The 24499-nt window shown below is 71.1% G+C and carries 19 protein-coding genes; 11 read left to right on the top strand and 8 right to left on the bottom strand.

What is annotated here, in order from left to right; all coding sequences use genetic code 11:
• Positions 1-19 precede the first annotated feature (19 nt).
• The 7 genes from metG to NJE57_RS13925 all read left to right on the top strand — a co-directional run bounded on the left by metG (position 20) and on the right by NJE57_RS13925 (position 9370).
• Positions 20-1903, top strand: a complete 1884-nt coding sequence (gene metG / locus NJE57_RS13955; RefSeq protein WP_319029090.1) for a methionine--tRNA ligase — start codon at positions 20-22, stop codon at positions 1901-1903.
• Positions 1904-1912: 9 nt separating this feature from the next.
• Positions 1913-2779: a TatD family hydrolase gene (locus NJE57_RS13950; RefSeq protein ID WP_319029089.1), complete on the top strand. Its 867-nt coding sequence runs from the start codon at positions 1913-1915 to the stop codon at positions 2777-2779.
• Between the two features lie 403 nt (positions 2780-3182).
• Positions 3183-4358, top strand: coding sequence for a transglycosylase family protein (locus NJE57_RS13945; protein ID WP_319029088.1), 1176 nt, complete (start codon positions 3183-3185; stop codon positions 4356-4358).
• A complete protein-coding gene (rsmA, locus tag NJE57_RS13940; protein ID WP_319029350.1) occupies positions 4355-5290 on the top strand; it encodes a 16S rRNA (adenine(1518)-N(6)/adenine(1519)-N(6))-dimethyltransferase RsmA in 936 nt (311 codons plus the stop codon). The genes NJE57_RS13945 and rsmA overlap by 4 nt, the downstream gene beginning before the upstream one ends.
• A gap of 10 nt (positions 5291-5300) precedes the next feature.
• Positions 5301-6311 carry a 4-(cytidine 5'-diphospho)-2-C-methyl-D-erythritol kinase gene (locus NJE57_RS13935; protein WP_319029087.1) on the top strand — a complete coding sequence of 337 codons (1011 nt, stop codon included), beginning with the start codon at positions 5301-5303 and terminating at the stop codon, positions 6309-6311.
• Positions 6311-8197, top strand: a complete 1887-nt coding sequence (locus NJE57_RS13930; protein WP_319029086.1) for an ABC-F family ATP-binding cassette domain-containing protein — start codon at positions 6311-6313, stop codon at positions 8195-8197. Before NJE57_RS13935 ends, NJE57_RS13930 begins: the two co-directional genes overlap by 1 nt.
• Positions 8198-8542: 345 nt before the next feature.
• Positions 8543-9370 (top strand): hypothetical protein, encoded by an 828-nt coding sequence (locus NJE57_RS13925; protein ID WP_319029085.1) that lies wholly within the window; start codon positions 8543-8545, stop codon positions 9368-9370.
• A 118-nt stretch (positions 9371-9488) separates the two neighbouring features.
• On the opposite strand, the gene NJE57_RS13920 is transcribed toward NJE57_RS13925, so the two are convergent.
• On the bottom strand, positions 9489-10220 hold the full coding sequence (locus tag NJE57_RS13920) for an HAD family hydrolase (protein WP_319029084.1): 732 nt from the start codon (positions 10218-10220) through the stop codon (positions 9489-9491).
• Positions 10217-10771 (bottom strand): TetR/AcrR family transcriptional regulator, encoded by a 555-nt coding sequence (locus NJE57_RS13915; protein WP_319029083.1) that lies wholly within the window; start codon positions 10769-10771, stop codon positions 10217-10219. Before NJE57_RS13915 ends, NJE57_RS13920 begins: the two co-directional genes overlap by 4 nt.
• 469 nt (positions 10772-11240) lie before the next feature.
• Between NJE57_RS13915 and ppk2 the strand changes: the two genes are divergently transcribed.
• From ppk2 to NJE57_RS13900, 3 genes are all read left to right on the top strand, one after another.
• Positions 11241-12062, top strand: a complete 822-nt coding sequence (gene ppk2, locus NJE57_RS13910) for a polyphosphate kinase 2 (RefSeq protein WP_319029349.1) — start codon at positions 11241-11243, stop codon at positions 12060-12062.
• A 92-nt stretch (positions 12063-12154) separates the two neighbouring features.
• The gene (locus NJE57_RS13905; protein ID WP_319029082.1) at positions 12155-13213 is read left to right on the top strand and encodes an enoyl-CoA hydratase/isomerase family protein; all 1059 of its coding nucleotides are present in this window, start codon (positions 12155-12157) and stop codon (positions 13211-13213) included.
• 40 nt (positions 13214-13253) lie between these two features.
• Complete coding sequence (locus tag NJE57_RS13900; RefSeq protein ID WP_319029081.1) at positions 13254-14435, top strand: AI-2E family transporter; 1182 nt, start codon at positions 13254-13256, stop codon at positions 14433-14435.
• A gap of 22 nt (positions 14436-14457) precedes the next feature.
• Here NJE57_RS13900 and NJE57_RS13895 read toward each other — a convergent pair whose 3' ends face one another.
• The 4 genes from NJE57_RS13895 to NJE57_RS13880 form a co-directional block, all read right to left on the bottom strand.
• Positions 14458-16119, bottom strand: coding sequence for a serine hydrolase (locus tag NJE57_RS13895; RefSeq protein ID WP_319029080.1), 1662 nt, complete (start codon positions 16117-16119; stop codon positions 14458-14460).
• A 96-nt stretch (positions 16120-16215) separates the two neighbouring features.
• Positions 16216-17898 (bottom strand): hypothetical protein, encoded by a 1683-nt coding sequence (locus NJE57_RS13890; RefSeq protein ID WP_319029079.1) that lies wholly within the window; start codon positions 17896-17898, stop codon positions 16216-16218.
• A gap of 146 nt (positions 17899-18044) precedes the next feature.
• Positions 18045-19019 (bottom strand): LLM class F420-dependent oxidoreductase, encoded by a 975-nt coding sequence (locus NJE57_RS13885; protein WP_319029078.1) that lies wholly within the window; start codon positions 19017-19019, stop codon positions 18045-18047.
• A gap of 20 nt (positions 19020-19039) precedes the next feature.
• Complete coding sequence (locus tag NJE57_RS13880) at positions 19040-20710, bottom strand: peptide chain release factor 3 (protein WP_319029077.1); 1671 nt, start codon at positions 20708-20710, stop codon at positions 19040-19042.
• A 273-nt stretch (positions 20711-20983) separates the two neighbouring features.
• Here NJE57_RS13880 and NJE57_RS13875 point away from each other — a divergent pair, with 273 nt between their 5' ends.
• The gene (locus NJE57_RS13875; protein ID WP_319029076.1) at positions 20984-23092 is read left to right on the top strand and encodes a bifunctional UDP-sugar hydrolase/5'-nucleotidase; all 2109 of its coding nucleotides are present in this window, start codon (positions 20984-20986) and stop codon (positions 23090-23092) included.
• Between the two features lie 125 nt (positions 23093-23217).
• Here the strand turns inward: NJE57_RS13875 and NJE57_RS13870 are convergent, their stop codons facing one another.
• Positions 23218-23673, bottom strand: coding sequence for a DUF1990 domain-containing protein (locus tag NJE57_RS13870; protein ID WP_319029075.1), 456 nt, complete (start codon positions 23671-23673; stop codon positions 23218-23220).
• A complete protein-coding gene (gene pth / locus NJE57_RS13865) occupies positions 23670-24269 on the bottom strand; it encodes an aminoacyl-tRNA hydrolase (protein ID WP_319029074.1) in 600 nt (199 codons plus the stop codon). Before pth ends, NJE57_RS13870 begins: the two co-directional genes overlap by 4 nt.
• Positions 24270-24499 lie beyond the last annotated feature (230 nt).

The following is a 24499-nucleotide window of genomic DNA, read 5'->3' as shown; positions in this document are numbered from 1 at the left end:
GACCACTAGTCTGTAGGCCATGGCGAAGACAGTTCTGACCGCGGTCGCGTGGCCGTACGCGAACGGCCCCCGGCACATCGGTCACGTCTCGGGGTTCGGGGTGCCGTCGGACGTCTTCTCGCGATACCAGCGGATGGCCGGCAACGACGTGCTGATGGTCTCCGGCACCGACGAGCACGGCACGCCGCTGCTGGTCCAGGCCGAGAAGGAGGGCGTACCGGTCCAGACGCTCGCGGACCGGTACAACCGGGTGATCGTCGAGGACCTCGCCGGACTCGGACTGAGCTACGACCTGTTCACCCGCACCACCACGCGCAACCACTACTCGGTGGTCCAGGAACTGTTCAAGGGCCTGCACCGCAACGGGTACATGGTGGCCAGGACCACCACCGGGGCGGTGAGCCCCTCCACCGGGCGCACCCTTCCCGACCGGTACATCGAGGGCACCTGCCCGATCTGCGGGGACGACGGCGCCCGCGGCGACCAGTGCGACAACTGCGGCAACCAGCTCGACCCGGCCGACCTCAAGAACCCCGTCTCCAAGATCAACGGCGAGACCCCGAAGTTCATCGAGACCGAACACTGGTTCCTGGACCTGCCCGCGCTGGCGGACTCACTGGGGGACTGGTTGAAGGGCCGCAAGGACTGGCGGCCCAACGTCCTCAAGTTCTCGCTCAACCTGCTCGAGGACCTGCGCCCGCGCGCGATGAGTCGCGACATCGACTGGGGGATCCCGATCCCGGTGGAGGGGTGGCAGGACCGCGGCGACAAGAAGCTCTACGTCTGGTTCGACGCAGTGGTGGGATACCTGTCCGCCTCGATCGAATGGGCCTGGCGCTCGGGTGAGCCCGAGGCGTGGCGGCGCTGGTGGACGGACCCGGAGGCGGTCTCCCACTACTTCATGGGCAAGGACAACATCACCTTCCACTCGCAGATCTGGCCGGCCGAGCTCATCGGCTACGACGGCCGGGGAGCCCGCGGCGGGGAGCCGGGGTCGCTGGGCGCGCTGAACCTGCCCACCGAGGTGGTCTCCAGCGAGTTCCTCACCATGTCCGGCTCCAAGTTCTCCTCCTCGCGGGGCGTGGTGATCTACGTCCGCGACTTCCTGGCCGAGTTCGGCCCCGACGCCCTGCGCTACTTCATCTCCGTGGCCGGGCCGGAGAACCAGGACACCGACTTCACCTGGGACGAGTACGTGCGGCGCACCAACGCCGAGCTGGTGGGCGGCTGGGGCAACCTGGTCAACCGCACGGTGTCGATGGCGCACAAGAACTTCGGCGAGATCCCGCGACCCGGGACACTGACCGACCTGGACGCCGAGCTGCTGCGTGACGCGGAGTCCGCGTTCGCCACCGTCGCCGGGCACCTGGAGCGCTCCCGGTTCAAGGCCGGTGCCACCGAGGCCATGCGGATCGTCGGCGCCGCCAACCGCTACATCGCGGCCACCGAACCGTGGAAGCTGGCCAAGGAACCGGACCAGCGCGAGCGTCTGGGGACCGTCCTCAACACCGCACTGCAGGTGGTCTCCGACGCCAACACCCTGCTCACCCCGTACCTGCCGTCCGCGGCGCAGCAGATCCACGGCGCCATCGGCGGGCAGGGGGTGTGGGCAGCGGCGCCCGAGGTCCGCGAGGTCACCGACGACATGCCCGTGGACGTCGCCGGCGTGGGCGTGCCCGAGGCCGGGCGCGGCTACCCCGTGATCATGGGTGACTACGCCTCCGAGCAGGCCCGGTGGGCGCGCACCGCGATCACGCCCGGGACGCCGCTGGCCAAGCCCAGCCCGTTGTTCGCCAAGGTCGACCCCGAGCTCGCCGAGACCGGTCCCAGCTGGGCCCCGATCCAGCCGGTCGCGGCCCAGCCGGCTCCGGTCCAGAAGGCCCCGATCGAGAAGGCGGAGTGAGCGGCGTCCATGGGTAAGCGCAAGCCCCGTCCGACCCCCGTCCTGCCCGAGCTGCTGCCCGGACTGGTCGACGCCCACACGCACCTGTACTCCTGCGGCCACCGCACGGCGGACGAGGTCCGCGCCGCCGCCGACCGGGCCGCGCTGGCCGGGGTGGCGGCCATGGTGACGGTGGGCGACGACCTGGCCGAGTCGGAGGCCGTGGTGGCCGCCGCGGAGGCCGACGAGCGCGTGTACGCGGCCGTGGCCGTGCACCCCACCCGCGCCGGCGAGCTCACCGACCCGGCCCGGGGCGAGCAGGTGCGCGCGCGGCTGCGTGAACTCGCGGCACACCCCCGAGTGGTGGCCGTGGGGGAGACCGGCCTCGACCACTACTGGGTGGGGAAGATGGACGGGTGCGCCGACCCCGCCCAGCAGGAGGAGTCGCTGCGCTGGCACGCCGGGCTCGCCGCCGAGCTGGGCAAGTGCCTGATGATCCACAACCGCGAGGCCGACGCCGACCTGATGCGCGTCCTGGCCGAGGTGGCCGGCCCGGATTCGGGAATCCCGCACGTCATGCTGCACTGCTTCTCCTCGCCGCTGGAGGTCGCCCGGGACGCACTTGACCGCGGTTACGTGTTGTCGTTCACCGGCAATGTGACCTTCAAGGCCAACGAGCACCTGCGCGAGGCCGCCCGCCTGGCCCCTGCCGGACAGATCCTCGTGGAGACAGACGCCCCCTACATGGCTCCCGAGCCCTTCCGCGGCGCGCGCAACGAGCCCGGACTGGTGGGGTACACCGCGCGGGCCGTGGCGCAGGTCCGCGGGCAGTCGCCGGAGGAGTTCGTCGCGGAGCTCGCCGACACCGCGCGCGGGGTGTTCGGCCTGACCGTCTGAGTGCGGCCGGGTTCGGCCGAGCCAGTCAGAGTCCGTCCGAGTTCGGCCACTCGGGGCGACTCGGGGCGCGCGGCAATCCGCTCCCCGGGATGCACTCCTGCCTGCGCCGCGGTACGCGCGGGAGTGCATCGTGGCGGGCGGATTTCGGCCAGGTGGGCATCCGCGGGAGCGCCTGCGCGCGGCGGTGGGCATCTGCAGGAGCGCCTGCGAGCCCACGCTGTGTGGCGCATGTGGCGCATGCGCCTGCCGGGGAGAATGTAACGAAACGTGATCTGCGCACCTCGTCGTCGTCGCACGTCAGGGACGTCACATTGCTCCGCGGCGGGCGAGTCGTTACGCTCTTGTGATGAATCGCGGACGCCCGTATGGGCGTGCGCGGGCGACGCGAGGAGAGAACTGACCAGTGGTAGACGATGCACGGACCGACACCCCCGAGGGCGCCACGGGCGTATTCGCCCCGATCCACCGCATCCACCGGTCACGCTCGACCATGCTGCGGGTGTCCGTGGCGGGCATGCTCACCACCCTCGTGGTGGGCGGCGTCGCGGCGCTGGACCAGCGCACCGCCTTCACCCTCGAGGTCGACGGTGACCAGGTGGAGCTCGTGACGTTCAAGTCCGACGTGCGCACGGCGATCGAGGACGCCGGCTACAGCGTGGACGAGCGCGACGTGGTGGTGGCGCCCGACGACCGGATCGACGACGGCGACACCGTCACCCTGCTGCGGTCCCGCCCCGTGACCATCGAGGTGGACGGTCTCAGCGAACAGGTGTGGACCACCGGCACCACCGTGGCCGATGTCGTGGCCGAGCGCGACGACGTCCCGCCCCGCAGCTACATCACCCCGCGCATCGACGCCGAGGTCCCCCTCGACGGCGCGCAGATCTCCGTGGTGACCCCGCGCGAGCTGCTGCTGTCGGACAACGGCGGCCCGGCCACCCCCCTCGCCTCGCCCGGCGACACGGTCGGCGACTACCTCGAGCGCGCCGGCATCGCCCTCGGCCCGCTGGACACGGTCGAGCCCGCCGCGGACGCGCCCGCCGCCCCCGGCACCGAGGTCACCATCACCCGCGTGAGCACCGCCGACGAGACCGTGGTGGAGCCGTTCCGGGCCCCCGAGGTCGTCGAGGAGGACCCGCAGGCCACCGAGGGTGAGCGCACCGTGGTCGACCCCGGCGCCCCCGGGGAGCGCGAGGTCGCCCTCCGCGTGACGACGGTCAACGGCGTGGAGACCGAGCGCGCCCGCGGCGAGGAGAAGGTCCTCACCGAGGCCCGCCCGGCGGTCGTCCGGGTGGGCACCAAGCCCCGCCCCTCCGCGCCCGCCGTCTCCAACGGTGGCGTGTGGGACTCGATCGCCCAGTGCGAATCGGGCGGTGACTGGAGCATCAACACCGGCAACGGCTACTCCGGCGGTCTGCAGTTCGCCGCCGGCACCTGGACCGGGCACGGCGGCGGCCAGTTCGCCCCCAGCGCCCACCTGGCCACGCGTGAGCAGCAGATCGCGATCGCCGAGAAGGTCCGGGCCTCGCAGGGCTGGGGCGCCTGGCCCGCCTGCACCTCGAAGCTGGGCCTGCGCTGACCGGTCCGGACGCGACCTTCCGCGGACAGGCCGAGCTCCTCGGCCCGCAGGAGGTGCGCGCGTTGGCGGGGGAGTTGGACCTCAAGCCCACCAAGTCGAAGGGTCAGAACTTCGTCCACGACGCCAACACCGTCAGGCGGATCGTCACCGCCTCCGGGGTGGGGCGATCCGACACCGTGGTCGAGGTGGGCCCCGGGCTCGGCTCGCTGACGCTGCCGTTGCTCGATGCCGCAGGTCGCGTGGTGGCGATCGAGATCGACCCGGTCCTGGCCGGGCGGCTGCCGCGAACCGTCGCCGAGCGGGCCCCGGAGCGGGCCGCCTCGCTGACCGTCGTGACCGCCGACGCCCTCGCGGTGCGCGGTACGGATCTCTACCGTGCCGACCTCGGCGAGCCCGCCCCGACCGCGCTCGTGGCCAACCTGCCCTACAACGTGTCCGTCCCCGTGCTCCTGCACCTGCTGGCCGAGGTCCCGACCCTGCGGACCGCGCTGGTGATGGTGCAGCTCGAGGTGGCCGAACGGCTGGCCGCACCCCCGGGGTCACGCGTCTACGGGGTGCCGAGCGTCAAGGCCGGGTTCTTCGGCACCGTCCGCCGCACCGGGACCGTGGGCCGCAACGTCTTCTGGCCCGTCCCCAACGTCGAGTCGGGCCTGGTGCGGATCGACGCCCACCAGACCCCGCCGTGGGACCTGGGGGAGGAGCACCGCAAGCGGGTGTTCGCCGTGGCCGACGCCGCCTTCGCCCAGCGCCGCAAGACCCTGCGCGCGGCCCTGTCCGGCTGGGCGGGGTCCGGCGCCCAGGCCGAGTTCGCGCTCGTCGAGGCAGGCGTCGACCCCAAGGCTCGCGGGGAGCAGCTCACCACCGCCGACTTCGTCCGCATCGCGGAGGCGGCACGGCGGCTCGGGATAGGGCCGTCCCACCGCGAGCCGTAGGCTGGTCGGCGTGCCCCGTGACGTCTCCACCCCCGTCGGCGCGCGCGCCGTGACGGCCGTCGCCCCCGCCAAGATCAACCTCCACCTCGGGGTCGGCGATCTGCGCCCCGACGGATTCCACGACCTGCTCACCGTGTACCGGGCCGTGGACCTGTGGGAGGAGGTCACCGTCGCGCTGGTCGAGGGTGACGATCCCGACGACGACGAGGTGATCGTCTCCGGGCCCGGAGCAGGCCAGGTGCCCACGGACCGGAGCAATCTCGCCGCCCGGGCGGTCGATCTGCTCCGCGAGGAGGCGGGGACCGACGCGCCGCTGTCCATCAGGATCCGCAAGGGTGTCCCCGTGGCCGGCGGAATGGCGGGCGGCAGCGCGGACGCCGCCGCCGCGCTGGTCGCCACTGATCGACTGCTGGGACTGGGAATGGGACGGGCGGCGCTCGAGGAGCGGGCCGCGCGCCTGGGCAGCGACGTGCCCTTCTGTCTCCTCGGCGGCACCGCCCTCGGCACCGGCCGCGGCGAGAAGCTCGCGACGCTGCTGCACGCCCGCGCCGAGCAACACGTGGTGGTGGCGCTGGCCGACGGTGGGCTGTCCACCCCGGTGGTGTTCGCCGAACTCGACCGGCTGCGCGCCGAACGTCCCGCCGCCGGCAGGGACCTGCCCCGGGCAGGCGGTGTGGAGTCACTGGTCGAGGCGCTGGGCGGCGACGACCCGGCGCGGGTGGCCGGGCTGCTGGCCAACGACCTCGAGCCCGCCGCGCTCTCGCTGATGCCGGCCCTGCGCAGGACCCTGCGCGCCGGCGCCGACGCGGGTGCGCTGCACGGCATGGTCTCCGGCTCCGGCCCCACCTGCCTGTTCTTCTGCACAGGCCGCGAGCAGGCGATCTCGGTGGCCGCCGAGCTCAGTGAGAACGGCGTCGCCCGCGAGGTCCGCATCACCCACGGCCCCGTCGGCGGCGCCCGCATCCTCGACACCCCGCACCAGACCGCGCACCAGAACCCGCAACAGACACCGGAGCAGTAATGGCCCCCACCAATCTCATCAACCTCGAGCAGGGCTCGGTGTCCTTCGGGATCCGGCAGGTGCTCGACGACGTCTCACTGGGCGTCAACGCCGGCGACCGTATCGGCGTGGTCGGCCTCAACGGCGGCGGCAAGACCACCCTCCTCGAGATCCTCACCGGCGTGGCCGAGCCGGACACCGGGCGCGTGTCGCGGGTGAGTGGTCTGCGACTGGCCGTGGTCACCCAGCGCACCGAGCTGGCCGCCGACACCGTGGGCGAGGCCGTGCTCGGCGGACTGGGCGTGGCCACCCACGAGTGGGCCGGCGACTCGCGGATCCGCGCGGTGCTCGACGGCATCGGCATCCACGACCTGGGACTGGACACGCAGGTCGACGACCTGTCCGGTGGCGAACGCCGGCGCGTCTCTTTGGCCGCGGCCCTGGTGCAGGACCTGGACCTGCTGGTCCTGGACGAGCCGACCAACCACCTCGACGTCGAGGGCGTCCAATGGTTGGCCGATCACCTGCGCCAGCGGTCGTCGGCGCTCGTCGTGGTCACCCACGACCGGTGGTTCCTCGACACCGTCGCCACCCACACCTGGGAGGTCGTCGACGGACGGGTCGAGCAGTTCGAGGGCGGCTACAACGACTGGGTGTTCGCCCGCGCCGAGCGGGACCGTCAGGCCGCCGCCTCCGAGTCGCGGCGGCAGAACCTCATGCGCAAGGAGCTCGCCTGGCTGCGTCGCGGGGCCCCGGCGCGCACTTCCAAACCGCGCTACCGCATCGAGGCGGCGGAGTCGCTGATCAAGGACGTGCCACCGCCCCGGGATTCTCTACGCCTGTCGAGCTTCGCCGCGCGTCGCCTGGGCAAGGTCGTGATCGAGCTCGAGGAGGCGCGCCTCGACGCCCCCGACGGCCGCACCCTCGTCGATGACCTGACGTGGCGACTCGCTCCAGGAGAGCGTCTGGGTCTGGTGGGCGTCAACGGATCCGGCAAGACCACCCTCCTGCGCGCCCTCGCCGGTGAGGCCCCGCTCGCGGCCGGGCGCCGCAAGGAGGGCAAGACGGTCCGCATCGGCTGGCTCAAGCAGGAGCTCGACGACCTGCCCCTCGACCAGCGGGTTCTCGAGGCGATCGAGGACGTGGCCGCTCGCGTGGCGTTCGGCGACATCGAGCTGAGCGCCGCCCAGTTGGCCGAGCGACTCGGTTTCTCGCCGGCCCGCCAGCGCACGCCGGTCGGGGACCTCTCCGGTGGCGAGCGGCGGCGACTGCAGCTCACGCGGGTGCTCATGGCAGAGCCCAACGTGCTGCTGCTCGACGAGCCCACCAACGACCTGGACATCGACACGCTCCGCCAGCTCGAGGACCTTCTCGACGGTTGGCCCGGCACGATGGTCGTGATCTCGCACGACCGCTATCTCGTCGAGCGCATCTGCGACTCGGTGTGGGCACTGTTCGGCGACGGCGGGCTCACCAACCTGCCGCGGGGGATCGACGAGTACCTCGAGCGTCGCAGACGTGCCGGTGCCGCCGGAGACTCGGGCAAGGGCTACCGCGATACGTCCCCCGCGGGCTCGGGTGACGGCACAGGCAACGGGGCCGGCGCCGGCGGGGGCGGATCCACGGGGACATCCGCTGCCGCGCCTGCCGGCGGTGCAGGGGGCGGCTCGGGCCTGAGCTCGGGCGACGAGCGGGCGCTGCGCAAGGAGATGTCCAAGATCGAGCGCCAGATGCTCAAGCTCGATCAGCGGGAGGCCACCCTCCACGACGCCCTCGCCGCCGCCTCGGGTGAGGCGCTCGACACCGAGAAACTCGCCACCCTCGACCGCGACCTCAAGGACGTGGGCGCCGAGAAGGAGCAGCTCGAGGAGCGCTGGATGGAGCTGGGCGAGCAGGTCGAGGGCTGAGGCCCCGGCCTCCCCGCCGCCGGCTGCCCCCCTCGGGGCCGTGTGAATCGCAGGTTTGGTCGTTCCTGCTGCGGTGGATCGGCCGATTCTCCGCAGCAGAGACGACCAAATTCTGGGGCTGGGGCGCGGCTGGGGTGGAGCTGGGGGGGGGGCTGGGCTGCGGCTGGGTCGGGGCATCGGCTGCTGGCCCCGGACTGAGACGCCGAGTGTGGATCGTCGTCGAGTTCATCCACAGGGGACTCTCCGAGCGCGTGTGAACGCTCGCTGCAGGGCCATGCTGTCCAGGTGCCGCATCCTGAGCCCACAGACCCGTTCCTCGGTAGTGCTGCGTTGTCCGCTGGAACCATGACCGGTCATCGGCTCAGGTCAGCGCATCATCGACTGTTCCCCGGCGTCTACCTCGCCCGCGACGGGCCGATCGAGCCGGAGTCACTGGTCCGCGGCGCAGCGCTCTGGGCGCCCCCGGGAGCAGTGCTGGGCGGTCTCGCGGCAGCGCTGCTGCACCGGGAGCGGTGGTACGCACCAGCAGCAGTCGCGCGTGAGATCGACATCTACACGGTGGGGACGCCGCCCGCGCCCGACCGGGTGCGGCTGCGTCGTCTGCGGCGCGCCCTTCCCGCGGAGCAGGTGGTGACGATCCGCGGTCTGACGGTGACCTCCGCCGCGCGGACCGCGATCGATGCGGCGAGGTGGGAGGACGACGACGAGGTCGCCTTCGCGAAGATCGATGCCGTCTGCAATCGGTCTCGTACCGACGTCTGCGAGGTGCGCACACTCGCCACAGAGTTGCGAGCCCTGCACGGGCTGCAGAGGGTACGAGACCTTCTGAGGTGGTGTGATCGACGCGCGGATTCGCCGCCGGAGACGCGGCTGCGGTTGGTGATCGCGAGGTCAGACCTGCCCGACCCGGTTCCGCAGGTCAGGATTGTCAACGAGTACGGTGCGAAGATCGCCACCGCGGATCTGGCGTACGAGATCGAGAAGGTGGCCATCTTCTACGACGGCGACATCCACCGCGGTAGGTCCACCTGGGAGTACGACGCGCGGGTCAATGCGGAACTCGCGGAACTCGGCTGGCAGGTGGTGCGAGTGACCGGGCCGATGCTCCGCAGCACGCGAACAGTCCTCCGGCAGATCGGAGCGGCCCTGGAGCGTGGACGCGAGCGCAGGTGAGCCGCCCTCGAGCCCACCATGCGGCGGCGATCACGTGCCCCGGATTCTGGTCGTGCCTACTGCGAGGACTTTGCACTCTGAGCGCAGTGGGAACGACCAAGTTCGCAGCAGACTGGGATCAGGCGCGGCCGGGGGCGGGGCGTGTCGCGCCGGAGAGCGCCGCGAGCAGAGCGTCGACGTCAGTGAGGTCGGGCAGTACCGCGTGGGCGCCGGCAGCGCGGAGGTCGTCGGCGGAGACCCGACCGGTCGCCACGCCGATGCAGGCGGCTCCCGCATCGAGCGCGCCGCGGACGTCGTGGACGTGGTCGCCTATCACGATCGCGCTCGAGGCGGACACCTGTAGACCGCGGGAGCGGCCGGCGGCGATCGCTTCGCGGACGAGGTCGGCGCGGTCGGCGTGGTGATCGCCGAATGCCCCGAGCCGGGGGTCGGGCAGGCCCGAGAACCCGCACAACCGCAGCTTGAGCAGGGCTGTTCGGCGCATGTTCCCGGTGACGACGCCCTGATGGACTCGCTGATCCGCGGGGAGCCCGGCGATTGCGGCGATCGCGCGCAGGGCCCCTGGGAGCGGGCCGCCCCCGGCGTCGAGGAGGTCCTGCCCGTAGCGCTCGCACCGGTCGGCGACCGAGTTCATGAGGCGGGTGACCTCGTCGTCGTCGGGCCGCTCCATCCCGTTGAGGACCAGCAACTCGGTGAGGATCGCGCGGTCGGTCCGACCGGCGAACGACGCGCCCATCACCGGTTCGCGCCCCAGCGTCTCGGCGAGCGCGGGGCCGATCATCCGTGCGCCGAAGCCGGCCGGGTCGAGCAGGGTCAGGTCGAGGTCCCAGAGGACCAGCAGGTCGCTCACGTCTGCGACGCAGACAGCACCGGACCGAGCCACGAGGTGAGGAAGGCCCGCAGTTCGGCGTCCGACCGGGTGGTGGGGGAGTCCAAGCACAGCACGGACCAGCCCACGTGCACTCCGATGTCGGCGAGGAACTCGAGGCGGCCAGACATCTCGGGGAACCGGTCGACGGCCGGCGCGAGCAGGCCCAGGCAGTACTCGAGGGCGCGGTCGGTGGCCCCGGGATCGAAGATCGGGTTGCCCTTCCCGGACAGGGTGAGCACCCGCAGCATCGGGTCTGCCAGGATGCGGTGGCGGGCCTGGACGATGATCTCCACCAGTAGCTCCAGTGGGGTCTCAGCAGACTCGAGTACATCGGTGAAGGCGCCGTTGAGGGTGGTCAACCGGTCCGAGACCGCCTGGGAGACCAGGTTCTCGCGGGAGCTGAAGATCGAGTACACCGTCTGGCGGCTCACCCCGGCCCGTGTGGCCACGGCGGCGATGGTGACGCCACCGAAGCCGACCTCCCCGATCACGGCACTGGCGGCCTCCAGGACGGTGTCTCGTGACCTCACGGGTACCAGTATCGCGCGAACTGGTCGACGTCGCCGCGAGGAGGGTGCCCGCTCCGGGATACGGGCCGGCATCGTGGCGGTCGATCACCCGGGGTACCCGCCGCGGGTCGTGACTCGTGCTCGTCCCGCGCCGACGGGAGCCGCGTCCGCCGTAGGCTCTTCTGTCATGGGCGGAAAAAAAGACGACAAGAAGGCCACCACGAAGAGCGGCAGCAGCAAGAAACAATCCTCAGACGCGGGTGCCACGACGCCGGCCAAGGCTGCGGGCAGCAAGTCCTCGAGCAAGGCTGCGAGCAGTAAGACCTCGGCCAAGGGCGCGAGCGCCACCACCTCGAAGGCGGCGAGCAGCACAGCGCCGTCCAAGGACCAGAGCGTCACGTCACCAGCCAAGGGCAAGGGCAAGGACGACAAGGCCTCGTCCAAGGCGTCGTCGAAGAGCGGGGGCAAGGGCAAGTCCAAGAAGAAGAACGTGCTGCCCAGCGGGCTCAAGAAGCTGCCCAAGAAGGCCTACGAGGCAGAGCTCGAGCGACTGCAGGCGGAACTCGTGGAGATGCAGGCCTGGCTCAAGGAGTCCGGGAACCGTCTCGTCGTGGTGTTCGAGGGCCGTGACGCCGCAGGCAAGGGATCGGCGATCAAGCGCATGACCCAGTACCTCAATCCGCGGCACGCCCGCATCGTCGCGCTGCCCGCGCCGTCCGAAGTGCACAAGACCCAGTGGTACTTCCAGCGTTACATCGAGCACCTCCCAGCGGCGGGAGAGATCGTGATCTTCGACCGCTCCTGGTACAACCGGGCGGGCGTGGAGCGGGTGATGGGTTTCTGCACCACGGAGGAGTACCAACAGTTCCTTCACCAGGCGCCGATATTCGAGCGACTGCTGGTGGAGGACGGGATCATGCTGCGCAAATACTGGTTCTCGGTCTCAGACGAGGAGCAGGAACGACGCTTCCGTGATCGGCACAACGATCCCATGCGCCGCTGGAAGCTCTCGCCCATGGACCTGGAGTCCATCACCCGGTGGGAGGCCTACAGCCGGGCCAAGGACGAGATGTTCGTCCACACGGACATCCCCGAGGCGCCCTGGTACACGGTCGAGTCGGAGGACAAGAAGCGCTCGCGGATCAACGTGATCTCGCATCTCCTGTCCACCATTCCGTGGGAGAAACTGGATCCCCCGGAGTTGGAGATCCCCGAGCGGCCCGAGGAGTCCGGGGGGGCCGGTTACGAGCGTCCGCCGCGCGAGGAGTTCCGCTACGTCCCGGACGTGGCGTCGGAACTGCTCGATGACTGACGCCGGGGTGCGGACCGCTGTCGGGGGCGGCGCGAGGTAGGAATTCCTAGTATCTCGCCGACGGTCTTCGAGCGGCCTGACACACTGGGGGCATGAGCGAATTCGTCACCACCCGGCGCGAAGGCCGGATGCAGCACATCGTCCTGGACCGCCCCAAGGCGCTGAACTCCCTCGACCTGGACATGTGCCGGGCACTGCACTCCGCGTTGGACTCCGCGGCGCAGGATTCGGGTGTGGAGGCCGTCGTCACCACCAGCACCTCAGAGAAGGCGTTCTGCGCCGGCGGCGACATCCGGGCGCTGCGCGACGCCGCGGCGGCCGGGGAACACCAGACCAACCGGGAGTTCTTCTCCGAGGAGTACGCGATGGATCTCGCGTACCACACGCACCGGGTGCCGACGGTCGCCGTGATCCACGGCGTCGCGATGGGCGGCGGTCTCGGTGTGTCCATCAACGGCTCCCACCGGGTGGTCACCAAGAAGGTCATGATGGCGATGCCGGAGACGGCCATCGGGTTCATCCCCGACGTCGGCGCCAGTCACTTCCTGCCCCGCCTGTGCGGTGGCGGCGCCCGCGGCCTGGCGGTGGGGATCTACCTGGGCACCACCGGCGTGCGCATGAACTCCGCCGACGCCCTCTACACCGGTCTGGCCACCCACCTGATCGATGACGCCGATCGCGACGCGTTCGTCACCGCTGTCGGCGAGGACGGCCTGGACCCCGCCCTGGAGCGCTTCGGGCTGGACCGCTCGGAGGCAGGGCAGTCCGCGGTCGAGCAGCACATCGACCGGATCGAGGACGTGTTCTCGCGCACGACCGTTCAGGAGATGATCGCCGCCCTGGAGTCCGGTGAGCAGGACGAGTGGGCCACCGCGACGCTGGAGATGCTGCGGTCACACTGCCCGACGTCGGTCATCGCCACCATCGAGCTGCTGCGCGCCGGGTCGAAGGCCGCGGATCTCAAGGAGTGCCTGGCGGGCGAGCTGGCGCTCGGTGGCTGGATCACCGCCCGGCCCGACTTCGTCGAGGGCGTGCGGGCCGTGGTGATCGACAAGGACCGCAACCCGACCTGGGATCCGTCCGACTTCGACGCCGTGGACGTCGAGGGCATTCGCTCGGCGCTCGCCGGGAGCGAGGAGGGTCTACTCTGATCCGCGACCGGCGCCGCAGGGCGCCGGGCGGAAAGGGGACATGAACACCACCGGTGACGACGTACGCGAGAACGAAGTACCCGAATCTGATGAGCGCGAACCCGATCCGCGCGAACCCGATGCGCCGGCGCCTCACGAACAGCCCAAAGGCTGGGGGATCGCCAGCATCACGGTGATCTCCCTCGCGGCGGTGTTCGTGGTGCTCTGGGGAATGCTCGAGCACGCCGGCATCATCATGCCGGCGTTCCTCGCGCTCAACCTCGTGATCGCCGCACAGCCGCTCCAGAAACTCCTCGAACGCAAGGGGCTGCCACGGTGGCCGGCGATGATCGTCGTTCTTCTGGTGCTCTACCTGGTGCTCCTGGCGCTGGTGGGGATGCTCGTGTGGTCGGTGTGGGTCGCGGCCGAGAGGATCCCGGAGTACCAGGACGAGTTCACCCGGATCTACGAACAGACCATCGCCTTCCTCGGCACCTTCGGCGTCGGTGAGGACCAGATCACGTCCAGCCTCGCCGGAATCGATCCCCAGGCGATCATGGGCACCGTCCAGAACGTGGCCGGGCAGCTCTCCTCCGCCGGCGGGCAACTGTCGATACTGGTGATCGCACTGACGTTCCTCGTATTCGACATCCCGGGCATCGCGCGTCGACGTGAGGTGATCGCCGAGCAGAGGCCGCGGTTCAACGACGCCATCGAGTCGTTCACCCACGGCGTGAAGTCGTACTGGATCGTCTCCACGGTCTTCGGTCTCATCGTCGCAGCGATGGACGTGGTGGCGCTGTTCATCCTCGGAGTCCCGCTCGCTCTGGTGTGGGGCGTGCTCGCCTTTGTCACCAACTACATCCCGAACATCGGTTTCGTGCTGGGCCTCGTTCCGCCCGCGCTGTTCGCCCTTCTCACCGGCGGACCCGCCGAGGCGCTCTGGGTGGTGGTGATCTACAGCGTCATCAACCTGGTCATGCAGAGTTTCATCCAGCCCAAGTTCTACGGCGACGCGGTCGGGCTGACCCCCACCGTCACGTTCCTGTCGCTGGTGTTCTGGGCGGGGATCGGGGGACCGCTGGGCGCGCTGCTCTCGGTGCCGCTCACTCTCGCCGTCAAGGCGGTGCTGGTGGACGCCGACCCACGCTTGGCCTGGTTCTCGACATTCCTCACCCCGCCCGGCGCGGACGCCAAGCGCGATCGACGGCGGGGTGGGAAGTCGGCGGCGACAGCCTCCTAGCCGGCGGCGACGCGCGCCCTCCTCAGCCAGCCTCCGCCCCACCGGGTTCGTCTCCGGCGGGCGCGCGGGTGAAGGTACCGAGCCCGTTGCCGTCCAGGAGCTCGACGGTGACCTCGTCGCCGTCGAACACCACGCTGCCGCGCGAGCCCGGGGTCCAGTTCTCGCTCTCCGGGCTGGCGGCGAAGGTGTCGCCGTCCCAGTGCTCGAGCGGCCACGGCTCGGCGCCGCCCACGGCCAGCAGCAGCGAGTCCCCGGACCGGCGCACCTCGATCGTCCCGAAGTAGTCGTTGCGGTAGACCCCTGCCAGCTCGCCCGGGTCCCGCGGCGGCTCCGGATCGGCGGGCCGCCGGGCATCCACCAGATCCCCGGCGGGCTCGAGCAGTGGTTCGAACGCCTCTCCGTAGAGTTCCCGCCAGTCCAGGGTGGGGTCTCCGTACTGGGCGAGGTCGGCGAATCGGGAGTTGACCGTCTCCGCCATCCCGACCGGCCCCGCGTTGGTCAGCGTGATGATCCCCAGGTCCAGTGAGGGCATCATGAGCATTGCCGTCCCCGCGCCCAGCGCGAACGCCCCCGAATGGCCCCACTGGACCCGGCCCGAGGAGCTGGTGCCGATGTTGAACCCGTATCCGTAGGAGCCGGGGCGATCCGCCGCCGACCGGGGAGGGGAGGACAGGCTCTGCGGGGTCAGTGCCTCCCGCAGTGCCTCGACCGGCACGACCTGGGCGCCGCCGGGTCCCTTGCCGTCGTCGAGCACCATCGCCATCCACCGCGCCATGTCGGTCACCGACGAACTCAGTCCACCCGCCGGGGCCTGGGCGTCGGGGTCGCGCGGGGGGTCGGCCGGTTCCCAGTCCCCGGCGGGTCGCCCCGGATCGGCGGCGTCGGCGCGCACGTGCCCGACCGCCCGGTTGTCCCGGTCGAGCAACTCCTCGTGGGAGAACGAGGTGTCGGTCATGCCGAGTGGCTCGAAGATCTGCTCGCGACCGAGCTCGCTCCAGGGCGTCCCCGCCGAGACCGCCACGGCTTCCGCACCGGCGGTCAGCCCGAAGTTGGTGTACGCGTACGAGGCGCGGAACGGCGTCAGCGGCAGATGGCGCAGACCGTGCAGGATCGCGGGCCGGTCGTAGCCCAGGTCCTCGAGGTCGTCCCCGGCGTGCTCGGGCAGCCCGGAACGGTGCGCGAACATGTCGCCGACGGTCACCATCGGGGTCAGCAGGGGATCGGACAACTCGAACCACGGCAGATGGTCGCGGACGGGCGTCGACCAGTCGACCTCGCCGGCGGCGGTCTCCGCGGCCACCACCGTGGCGCTGACCGGCTTGGAGATGGAGGCCAACGGGAAGACGGTCCGCGCGTCGACCTCCGCCTCCGTCCCGGTGTCCCGGACCCCGAAGCCCTCCGCGAGGACGACCTCACCGCCGTGGACGACGGCCACCGCCGCCCCGGGGATGCCTGAGGCGTCCAGCTCCTCCTCGACGATGTCGGTGACCTTGCCGATCGCGTACTCGATCCGGTCCTCCTTGACCTCGAGCCCCGAGTAGGCGGCCGGGCTCTCGTCCGGGCCGGGTTCGGCCACCGGCTCCCCGCACGCCGACGCGAGGAGCGCGACGGACATGCCGGCGGCCACCAGTCCGACCGCCCGGGGGCGGGAGCGGCGCGAGGAGGGGGCCGGATCCTTGAACATGCTCGAATATTAGTTCCTCGGCGGCCGGATCACGGCTGCTCCGGCCCGTGTTCCCCGAAAGCCGCGGACCCCACCTGAGCGGGTCGCCTCGCCCGGTCAGCGCGCCCGTTCCCAGTTGGACACCCACGCCTCGGCGCCGCCCATCAGTTGACGCTCGAGTTCGGGCCGGTCGGGCCCGGCCCGGTGCACCAGGTCGGCCGCCCAGTCCGCGTAGAGGCCGTACTGGGCCACCCCGTCGACGTTGAGGTCGTAGACACGGTCGCCGAACCGCCAACGGTCCATCACCTCCCCGCTCAGCGCGGTGAACGGGTAGACCAGCGGGTCGGTGGCCGCGCTGGGACGGGGGTCGGCGAGCGGGGCCAGGCCGTTGACGTCCGAGCCGAAGCCGTACCCGTCGACCGGCCGCGCCAGACCGGCCGTGTTGGTGCGCCACTGCTCGAGGAACCCGGTGTCGAAGTTCTCGGTGGCCTCGGCGGGCCAGGCGAACGCGGCCACGAACCCGCCCTGCTCGTGCACCCGGCGGGTGTTGCCCTGGGTGGCCCAGGCGTGGTCCACGACCAGACCGGTGTAACCCGCCTCGGCGGCCATGTCGAGCGTGCGGTGGGCTGTCTTGACGCCCATGTGGTCGATGTTGATCACCATGCCGCGCGCCATCATCCCGCGGATCGCGTGTTCGCCGAGGGGAGTGAGTCCGCGGATGTTGCACAGCGGGGTCTCGGGATAGACGGGCAGCGCCGCGCCCGACGGTGCGCCCGCGGAGGCCGCGGCCAGCCCGTCGGCGACGGCAGTGCTGACAAGCGGCTGGTCGTGATCGGCGTCGGGGCCCGTGCACGGCTCGGTCTCCCAGAATCGCTGGGTACCGATCTTGTTGCCGATGTTCACCGCGAGCCCCGCCAGGTCCTCGTCCATCCGGGCGCCACCGAGCGCGTTGTCGAACTTGTGCACCGGGAACACGGTGGACACGCCCCAGGACGCGAACTCGTCGAGCCCGCGGTCGATGTCCCCGGTGGTGCACATCGGCGCGTCGTCGACGATCCGGCAACCGAACGGTTCGGACGCCTCCACGCCCAGTGTCACGGCGAGTCTGCCCTCGGCCGCGATCGCCCGGACGTCCCCCGGCGAGCGCGCGATGCGGAACCAGCCGCGCCCCGGTCCACCGTGTTCGGCGTCGATGTGGGCCTCCATCCGGTTCAGGTAGTCCACCTGCCGGCGCAGTTGATCCATCTCATCGCAGGAGTAGCGTGCCGGCACCCCGATCCCGGCGAGTGCCTCGCACAGCACCCGGTTGGCCACCAGGTGGTTGGTGAGCACCCGCAGCCCGCCGCGCCACGCCCGCTCGATACCGGTGTAGTAGGCCTGCTCGTGGAGCTGGGTGTCTCTGGCCGGCCACTGCGCGAAGGTGGGGTGGCCCTGCGTACCGCCGGGGACCGCGGTGCCGCCGAGGACCGACTCGAGCAGCGCGAAATGCCCGAAGCCCGAGTGCGTGGGGCAGTCGGCGAGTGCCTGGGCCATGCCGCCGGGGGCGAACGGCTCCCCGCATCTCAGCGCCCCGCCGAACGCCTGCGATGCGGCCAGGTGCGCGTGGGCGTCCACCATGCCGCTGATGGGATCGGCGCCGTCGGGACCGGCCCCGATCGGGGCGGCGGCCGGGGACGGAGCGACGGCCGGGTGGGTGGTCAGAGGGGCGATCAGGGCGACGACGGCGAGGACCGCGATCGCGGACCGCGTCCACCTCCCGGAGATCGCCGACCTCGTCGTCGTCACAGTCTCCGCGCCCATGGCAGTGCCTCCCGGAGGTCTCCACCGGGCTGCCCCACCGAACCGGCGGAAAGCGCCCGTCGTGAGGGCGAGGCTAACCGTGGGCGCGGGCTCCCGCCGGGGATTGCGTCCGATTCCCGGACGGCGCCGGCCGACCACGGTCCGCGTTAGAGCTGCCGCGCCACCTCCGAGGCGACCAGCTCCAGGTGCTCTAGGTCGGACATGTCGAGGACCTGCAGGTAGATGCGGCTGGCACCGACCGCGGCGTACCGTCCGATCGTGTCGACGACCTCGGACGGTGTCCCGGCCGCACCGCTGGCCCGGAGTTCGCCCCGATCGCGACCGATGGCGTCCGCGCGGCGGGCGATCTCCGCCTCGTCGCGGCCGCAGCACAGCACGAGCGCCGCCGAACGCACGATCTCCCCGGGCGGTCGGCCGCGCTCGGCGCACGCCTCGTCGACGCGCCGGTACTGCCCGGCGACGGTGTCGACGTCCGCGAACGGCACGTTGAACTCGTCGGCGAACCGGGCCGCCAACGCGGGGGTGCGGCGCTTGCCGTGCCCGCCGACGATCACCGGGGGCGGCGTCTGCAGCGGCTTGGGCAGGCCGGGGGAGTCGAGGAGGTCGACTCGCCGACCGCGAACCGTGACGGTCTCGCCCTCAGGCGCCGCCCACAGCTGCTCCAGCGCACCGAGGGTGTCCTCGAGCAGGTCGAACCGCTCGCCGAGGGGAGGGAAGGGGATCCCGTAGGCGGTGTGCTCGTCGGCGTACCAGCCGGCGCCGAGCCCGACGTCGAGTCGACCCCCGGACATCTGATCGACCTGCGCGAGCGAGATCGCCAGCGGGCCGAGGTGGCGGAAGGTGACGGAGGTGAGCAGCGTGCCGAGCCGGATGTTGGACGTCTCCCGGGCCAGCCCGGCGAGGGTAAGCCAGGCGTCGGTGGGTCCGGGCAGGCCGCTCGCCCCGCCCATCTTCAGGTAGTGGTCGGAGCGGAAGAACGCCTCGTACCCCAGGTCCTCGGCGGCGCGTGCCACGGCGAGCTGGTCGGCGTAGGTCGCCCCCTGCTGGGGTTCGACGAAGACCCGGAGGCCGACGCGGCCGGAGGAACTCCCGGTGGAGGGCGTGGCGTGATCTGCTGGCATGCCGTCCAGGATGCCACCAGTCAGTTGGTGTCGGCGACCAGAGGCTCGATGGTCAGGTGCTCCATCTCCTTGCTGATGTACTGCAGGCGCCACTTGTCGCCGAAGAGGGCCAGCAGCTCGCCGTCGTTGCGCTGGAAGACCTCGACCCCACGCTGGCGGCCGAGTTCGGCGGCGGACGCGGCGTCCGTGCGGCGGGCGATGGTGTACGGGAGGTTGTCCACCACCACCTCGACGTTGAACTCGGTCTTCATGCGGGCCGTGACCACCTCGAACTGCATCGGCCCGACCGCAGCCATGACCGGGTTGGCATCGCCGCGGGCGTCGTTGCGCAGGATCTGCACCACGCCCTCCGCGGCCAGCTGGTCAACGGCCTTGCGGAACTGCTTGTACTTGCCCAGCGACTGCGCGCGCACCACCGCGAAGTGCTCGGGGGCGAACTTGGGGATCGGCGGGAACTGCACCTTCTTACCGGTGTAGAGGGTGTCGCCGGGGGCCAGGGCGGTGGCGTTGACCAGGCCCACGACGTCGCCCGGGTAGGCGGTCTCGACGGTGGTGCGGTCGCGGCCGAACACGGTGAGCGCGTACTTGGTGGTGAACGGCTTGGCCGACTGGGCGTGGGTGACCACCATGCCGCGCTCGAACTCGCCGGAGACCACGCGCATGAACGCCAGGCGGTCGCGATGCGCGGCGTCCATGCCGGCCTGCACCTTGAACACCACGGCCGAGAACGGATCCGTGGTCTCCCGCGGTGCACCGGAGACGGTGTCCCACGCCCGTGGCGGCGGCGCCAGCTCGACCAGTGCGTCGAGGATCTGGTGGACGCCGAAGTTGAGCATGGCCGAGGCGAAGATCACCGGGCTGGTCTCGCCGGCCAGGTACAGCTCCTGGTCGTGGTCCTGTCCCATCGCCGAGAGCAGCTCGGACTCCTCGACCGCGGTCTCCCACACGTCGCCCTCGCGCTCGGCCGCGGCGGCCGGGTCGTAGTGCACCTCCGGGGCGATGGTGGAGCCGCCGGCGGTGCGGGTGAAGTGCACGTATTCCTCGGGCGCTCCGTCGGTGCCCCGCCGCAGCAGGCCCCGGTAGTCGCCCGCGATCCCCACCGGCAGGAACAGCGGGGTGGGGACCAGGCCGATCTGCTCGGTGATCTCGTCGAGCAACTCCAGCGGCGCCTGGCCGGGGCGGTCCCACTTGTTGATCACCGTGATGATCGGCAGACCGTTGTGCTTGCACACCTGGAACAGCTTGAGCGTCTGCGGCTCGAGGCCCTTGGCGGCGTCGATGAGCATCACCGCCGCGTCGACCGCGGTGAGGACGCGGTAGGTGTCCTCGGAGAAGTCGGCGTGACCGGGGGTGTCGACGAGGTTGATGACGTACGGGTCCTCGGGGTCCGAACCGTGGGGTGCGTAGGTGAACTGCAGGGCCGTGGAGCTCACGGAGATCCCGCGGGCCTTCTCCATGTCCATCCAGTCCGACACCGTGGAGCGTCGGCCCGACTTGCCGTGCACGGCGCCCGCCTCGGTGATCACCCGGGCGTGCAGCGCGAGCGCCTCCGTGAGCGTGGACTTGCCGGCGTCCGGGTGGGCGATCACGGCGAAGGTGCGTCGGCGCGAGACCTCGGTCGCGACGTGCCCGGATGCCTCGGGACCTGCCGGTCGTCCGGTGGTCCCGGTGTCCTCGGCGGTCTCGGTCACGCGTCCTCCTCCAGCTGCGGCGGCCCTCGCCGTCGTCAATCCAGGGTACGTGTGCGCACGGCCGAGCGCCCAATCCGGCGGTGTGACGTGAGGGGCGGGTGGTGTGTGAGATAAGTCGAGGTCAAACGGCGCGTGCACGTCCGGTGCGCCAAGGCGAAGAGGCGTTGAAATCCTGAGTGATCCTCTTGGTCCGGCCGGGCCGGGCCGGGCACGGTGGGTGCCGCACCGGTCCGCCAGAGGGCGGGCCGGATTCTCGACGATCGGACAATCCACGTGTTCACGCTCACGTCCCGGCACATCGCCGCGACCGTGGTCTGCACCCTCGCGACCGGCGCGCTCCTCTCCGCGCCCGTCGCCACAGCGCAGACCACCGACGACCCCTCGGCCGACAAGATCACCCTGCTCAACATCACGGACTACCACGGCCGCATCTCGGCCTCGCGGCCGTCCACCGTGGCCTTCGCGGACACGATCGAGACACTGCGCGCCGAGGCCGGGGCGGACTCGAGCCTGTTGCTGTCCGCCGGCGACAACGTGGGTGGGTCGCTGTTCGCCTCGGCGTTCAGGGAGGACCAGCCGACCATCGACGTCCTCAACGCGCTGGGGCTCGCCTCCTCGGCCGTGGGCAACCACGAGTTCGACCGCGGCGTCGAGGACTTCCAGGGACGCATCGAGCCCGCCGCGGACTGGGACTACCTGGCCGCCAACGTCACCGTCGACGGCGTGCCCATGAAGGAGTACTCGCTCCACGAGGCGGGCGGCCTGACCGTCGGCGTCATCGGTGTGGTCACCGAGGAGACCCCGACCCTCGTCAGCCCGAGCGGCATGGTGGGCGTCGAGTTCAGCGACCCGGTGGACGCGGTCAACCGTGTCGCCGCCCGGCTGACCGACGGTGACGACGCCAACGGCGAGGCCGACATCCTCGTGGCCGAGTACCACGAGGGCGGCCCGGCCGCGGGGTCGATCGAGGTCGCGCGCGCCGAGTCGGAGGTGTTCGACGACATCGTCACCCGCACCGCCGGCAGCGTGGATGCGATCTTCACCGGTCACAGCCACCACGTCTTCGCCTGGGAGGGCGAGAGGCCGGCCGCCGCGGGCACCGGCCTGACCGGCTCGGTCGATCGTGCGGTCGACGTCGTGCCGGGCGGCTCACTCGGTTCCCTCACCGGTTCGCTCGGAGGCCCCGTCGCCGAGTACCCCGCGACCCGACCGGTCCTGCAGGCCGGGTCCTACGGCGGTCACATCGGCCGCGTGACACTGGATGTCGATTCGGAGACGCGCGAGGTCATCGGCTTCACCCAGGAGAACGTGGCGGTGCCCTCGTCGGCCGATGGCGCCGACCTGTCCAACCCGGTCGTGGCCGATGTCAAGCAGATCGTCGACGCCACCCTGGCCGAGGCCGAGGTCGTGGGTGGCCAGCCCGTCGGCACCGTCACCGGTGACATCACCACCGCCTATTCCGGCGACTCTCGCGATGATCGCCTGTCGGAGTCGGCTCTCGGCAACCTGGTGGGCCAGTTCCTCAAGGACGCCGTGGCCGATCGCGGTGGCGCCGATATCGGCTTCATGAACTCGGGCGGCCTGCGGGCGGAGCTCTTCAACGACCCGGCCGATCAGGACGGCAACATCACCCTGGCCGAGGCCAACGAGGTCCTGCCGTTCGCCAACACTCTGGTCACCCTGTCGCTTACGGGCGAGCAGGTCCGCAATGTCCTGGAGCAGCAGTGGCAGCCCGCGGGCTCGTCCCGACCGTTCTTGGCGCTGGGCACCTCGGACAACATCACGTGGACCTTCGATCCGACCAGGCCCGCGGGTGACCGGATCACCTCGGTGACCATCGACGGCGCCCCGTTGGACCCGGCCGCCGACTACCGCGTGGCCGCGGCCAGCTTCCTCGCAGCCGGTGGCGACAACTTCACGGAGTTCGCCGAGGGCACCGATGTGCGTGACACCGGCCTGGTGGACTCGGAGGCGTGGCCGGCCTACCTGGCCGAGCACCTCTCCGAGGGCATTGCCCCGGACTTCGCCCGCAGCGCCGTGGCCGCCTCGAACCTGCCGGGCACGGTCCAGGCGGGGCAGGAGTACTCGTTCACACTGAGCGATCTCGACCTGACCTCGCTCGGCGCCCCCACCACCGAGTCCGCCACGGTGGAGCTCGGCGGGGCCTCGCTCGGCACCTTCGACGCGGTAGCCGGGATCGACGACGTGACCTTCGGGCCGGCCGCCCACGTCACCCCTCTCGACGGGCGCGTCGACATCACCGTCACGATCCCGGCGGGCACCCCGGCCGGGGAGAGCGCGCTGACGATCACCACCGACACGGGGACCGTCATCACTGTTCCCGTCACAGTGGGCGCCGCGGCACTCACGCCGGCAGGCTGACGACGACTCGAGCGCCACGGGGACCTGCCCCGCCCGGGCATTCCGGGCGGGGCAGGTCCCCGTAGTCACGATCACCAGCGTCAGCTCTCTACGGGGCAGCTCTCCACGGCTCAGTCCACCGCGGGTCAGCTCTCGACGAGTGCGGCCAGGTAGCGGCGGGTGATCCGTTCCTGCTCGGCGCGGACGACGGGCCCACCCAGCGCGGCCGTCAGCCTCGCGTGGGCGGATTCGGCCTCGATGAGCAGTCGCACCTCGTCGGTGGCGGGGTCGCGTCGGACAAGGAACGTCTCCCAGCCGCGCTCGGGATGTCCCGGCAGTGTGCGATAGGTGAACCCGCGGGCGTCGGGGCGGTCGATCACCGCGGTGACCTCGCACGGTGCGGTGATCCGGAGCCACGCCCCCGGTCCGGTGCGGGGCCGGAGCGTGACGGTGCGGCCGACGGTGGCGGGACCATCGACGACGACGACGAGGCCGGCCCGCCGGTGCATTTCCCAGGTGACCAGTGCGCGGCTCGCGCGCTCGAAGAGGTCGGCGCCAGCCCCGAGGGGCGCCTCGCGCTCGAGACGCCGGGAACGACTCACGCGGAATGGACCCGGTTCTGGGCGGTCTCCAGGCCGTGCGTGAGCAGCAGTTCGACGGCGTCCGCGGCGTCCTGGACCAGGAACGGTACGTCGGGCTGTTCCAGCTTGGAGAAGCGTTTGAGCACGTAGTCGGCCACCGCCATCCGTCCGGGCGGGCGGCCGACCCCTGCCCGGACCCGGATGTAGTCGCGGGTGCCCAGGGCGGCGGAGACGGATCGGAGGCCGTTGTGTCCGCCCTCGCCTCCGCCGCGCTTGAGGCGGACCTGACCGAAGTCGATGTCGATCTCATCGTGTACCACGATCACGTCGGTGGGGGCCACGGAGAAGTACTTGGCCACCGCTGCGACGGGCCCCCCGGAGAGGTTCATGTACGAGCGCGGCCGGGCCAGGACCACTGCCTGGTCGGCGAGCCGGGTCTGCGCGACCTCGCAGTTGGTCCGCTTGTGCGCCTGGAAGCGCGCCGGCATCGGCAGGGCGCGGGAGGCGAGCTCCAGGAGCACGTCCCAGCCGATGTTGTGGCGGGTGCCCTCGTAGTCGGGTCCGGGGTTGGACAGTCCCACGATGAGCTTGGGCCCGGGGGTGTCAGCGGTACTCACGCACTCATGCTCCCAGACCGAACAGTCAGCTCTGCAGTTCCGTCCGGGCCGTGACGCGCTCCGCCCACGATCCGCTCCCGGGGATGCACTCGCGCGTGAGCGCCGCCCTCTCTGTCAGCCTGGGGTGAGACAAACCGTGGGGGCGTGAGGATGTGATTGTCATGACCCGATCGACAGGGAAGATCCCGAAGCGCACTGTGGAGGAGAAGCTGCGGATCGTTGCCGAGTAT

The sequence above is a fragment of the Dietzia sp. PP-33 genome, from assembly GCF_033790845.1.
Classification (GTDB): Bacteria; Actinomycetota; Actinomycetes; order Mycobacteriales; family Mycobacteriaceae; genus Dietzia.
The sequence above is the reverse complement of the archived record's forward strand: the minus strand, read 5'-3'. Positions and strand labels throughout refer to the sequence as shown.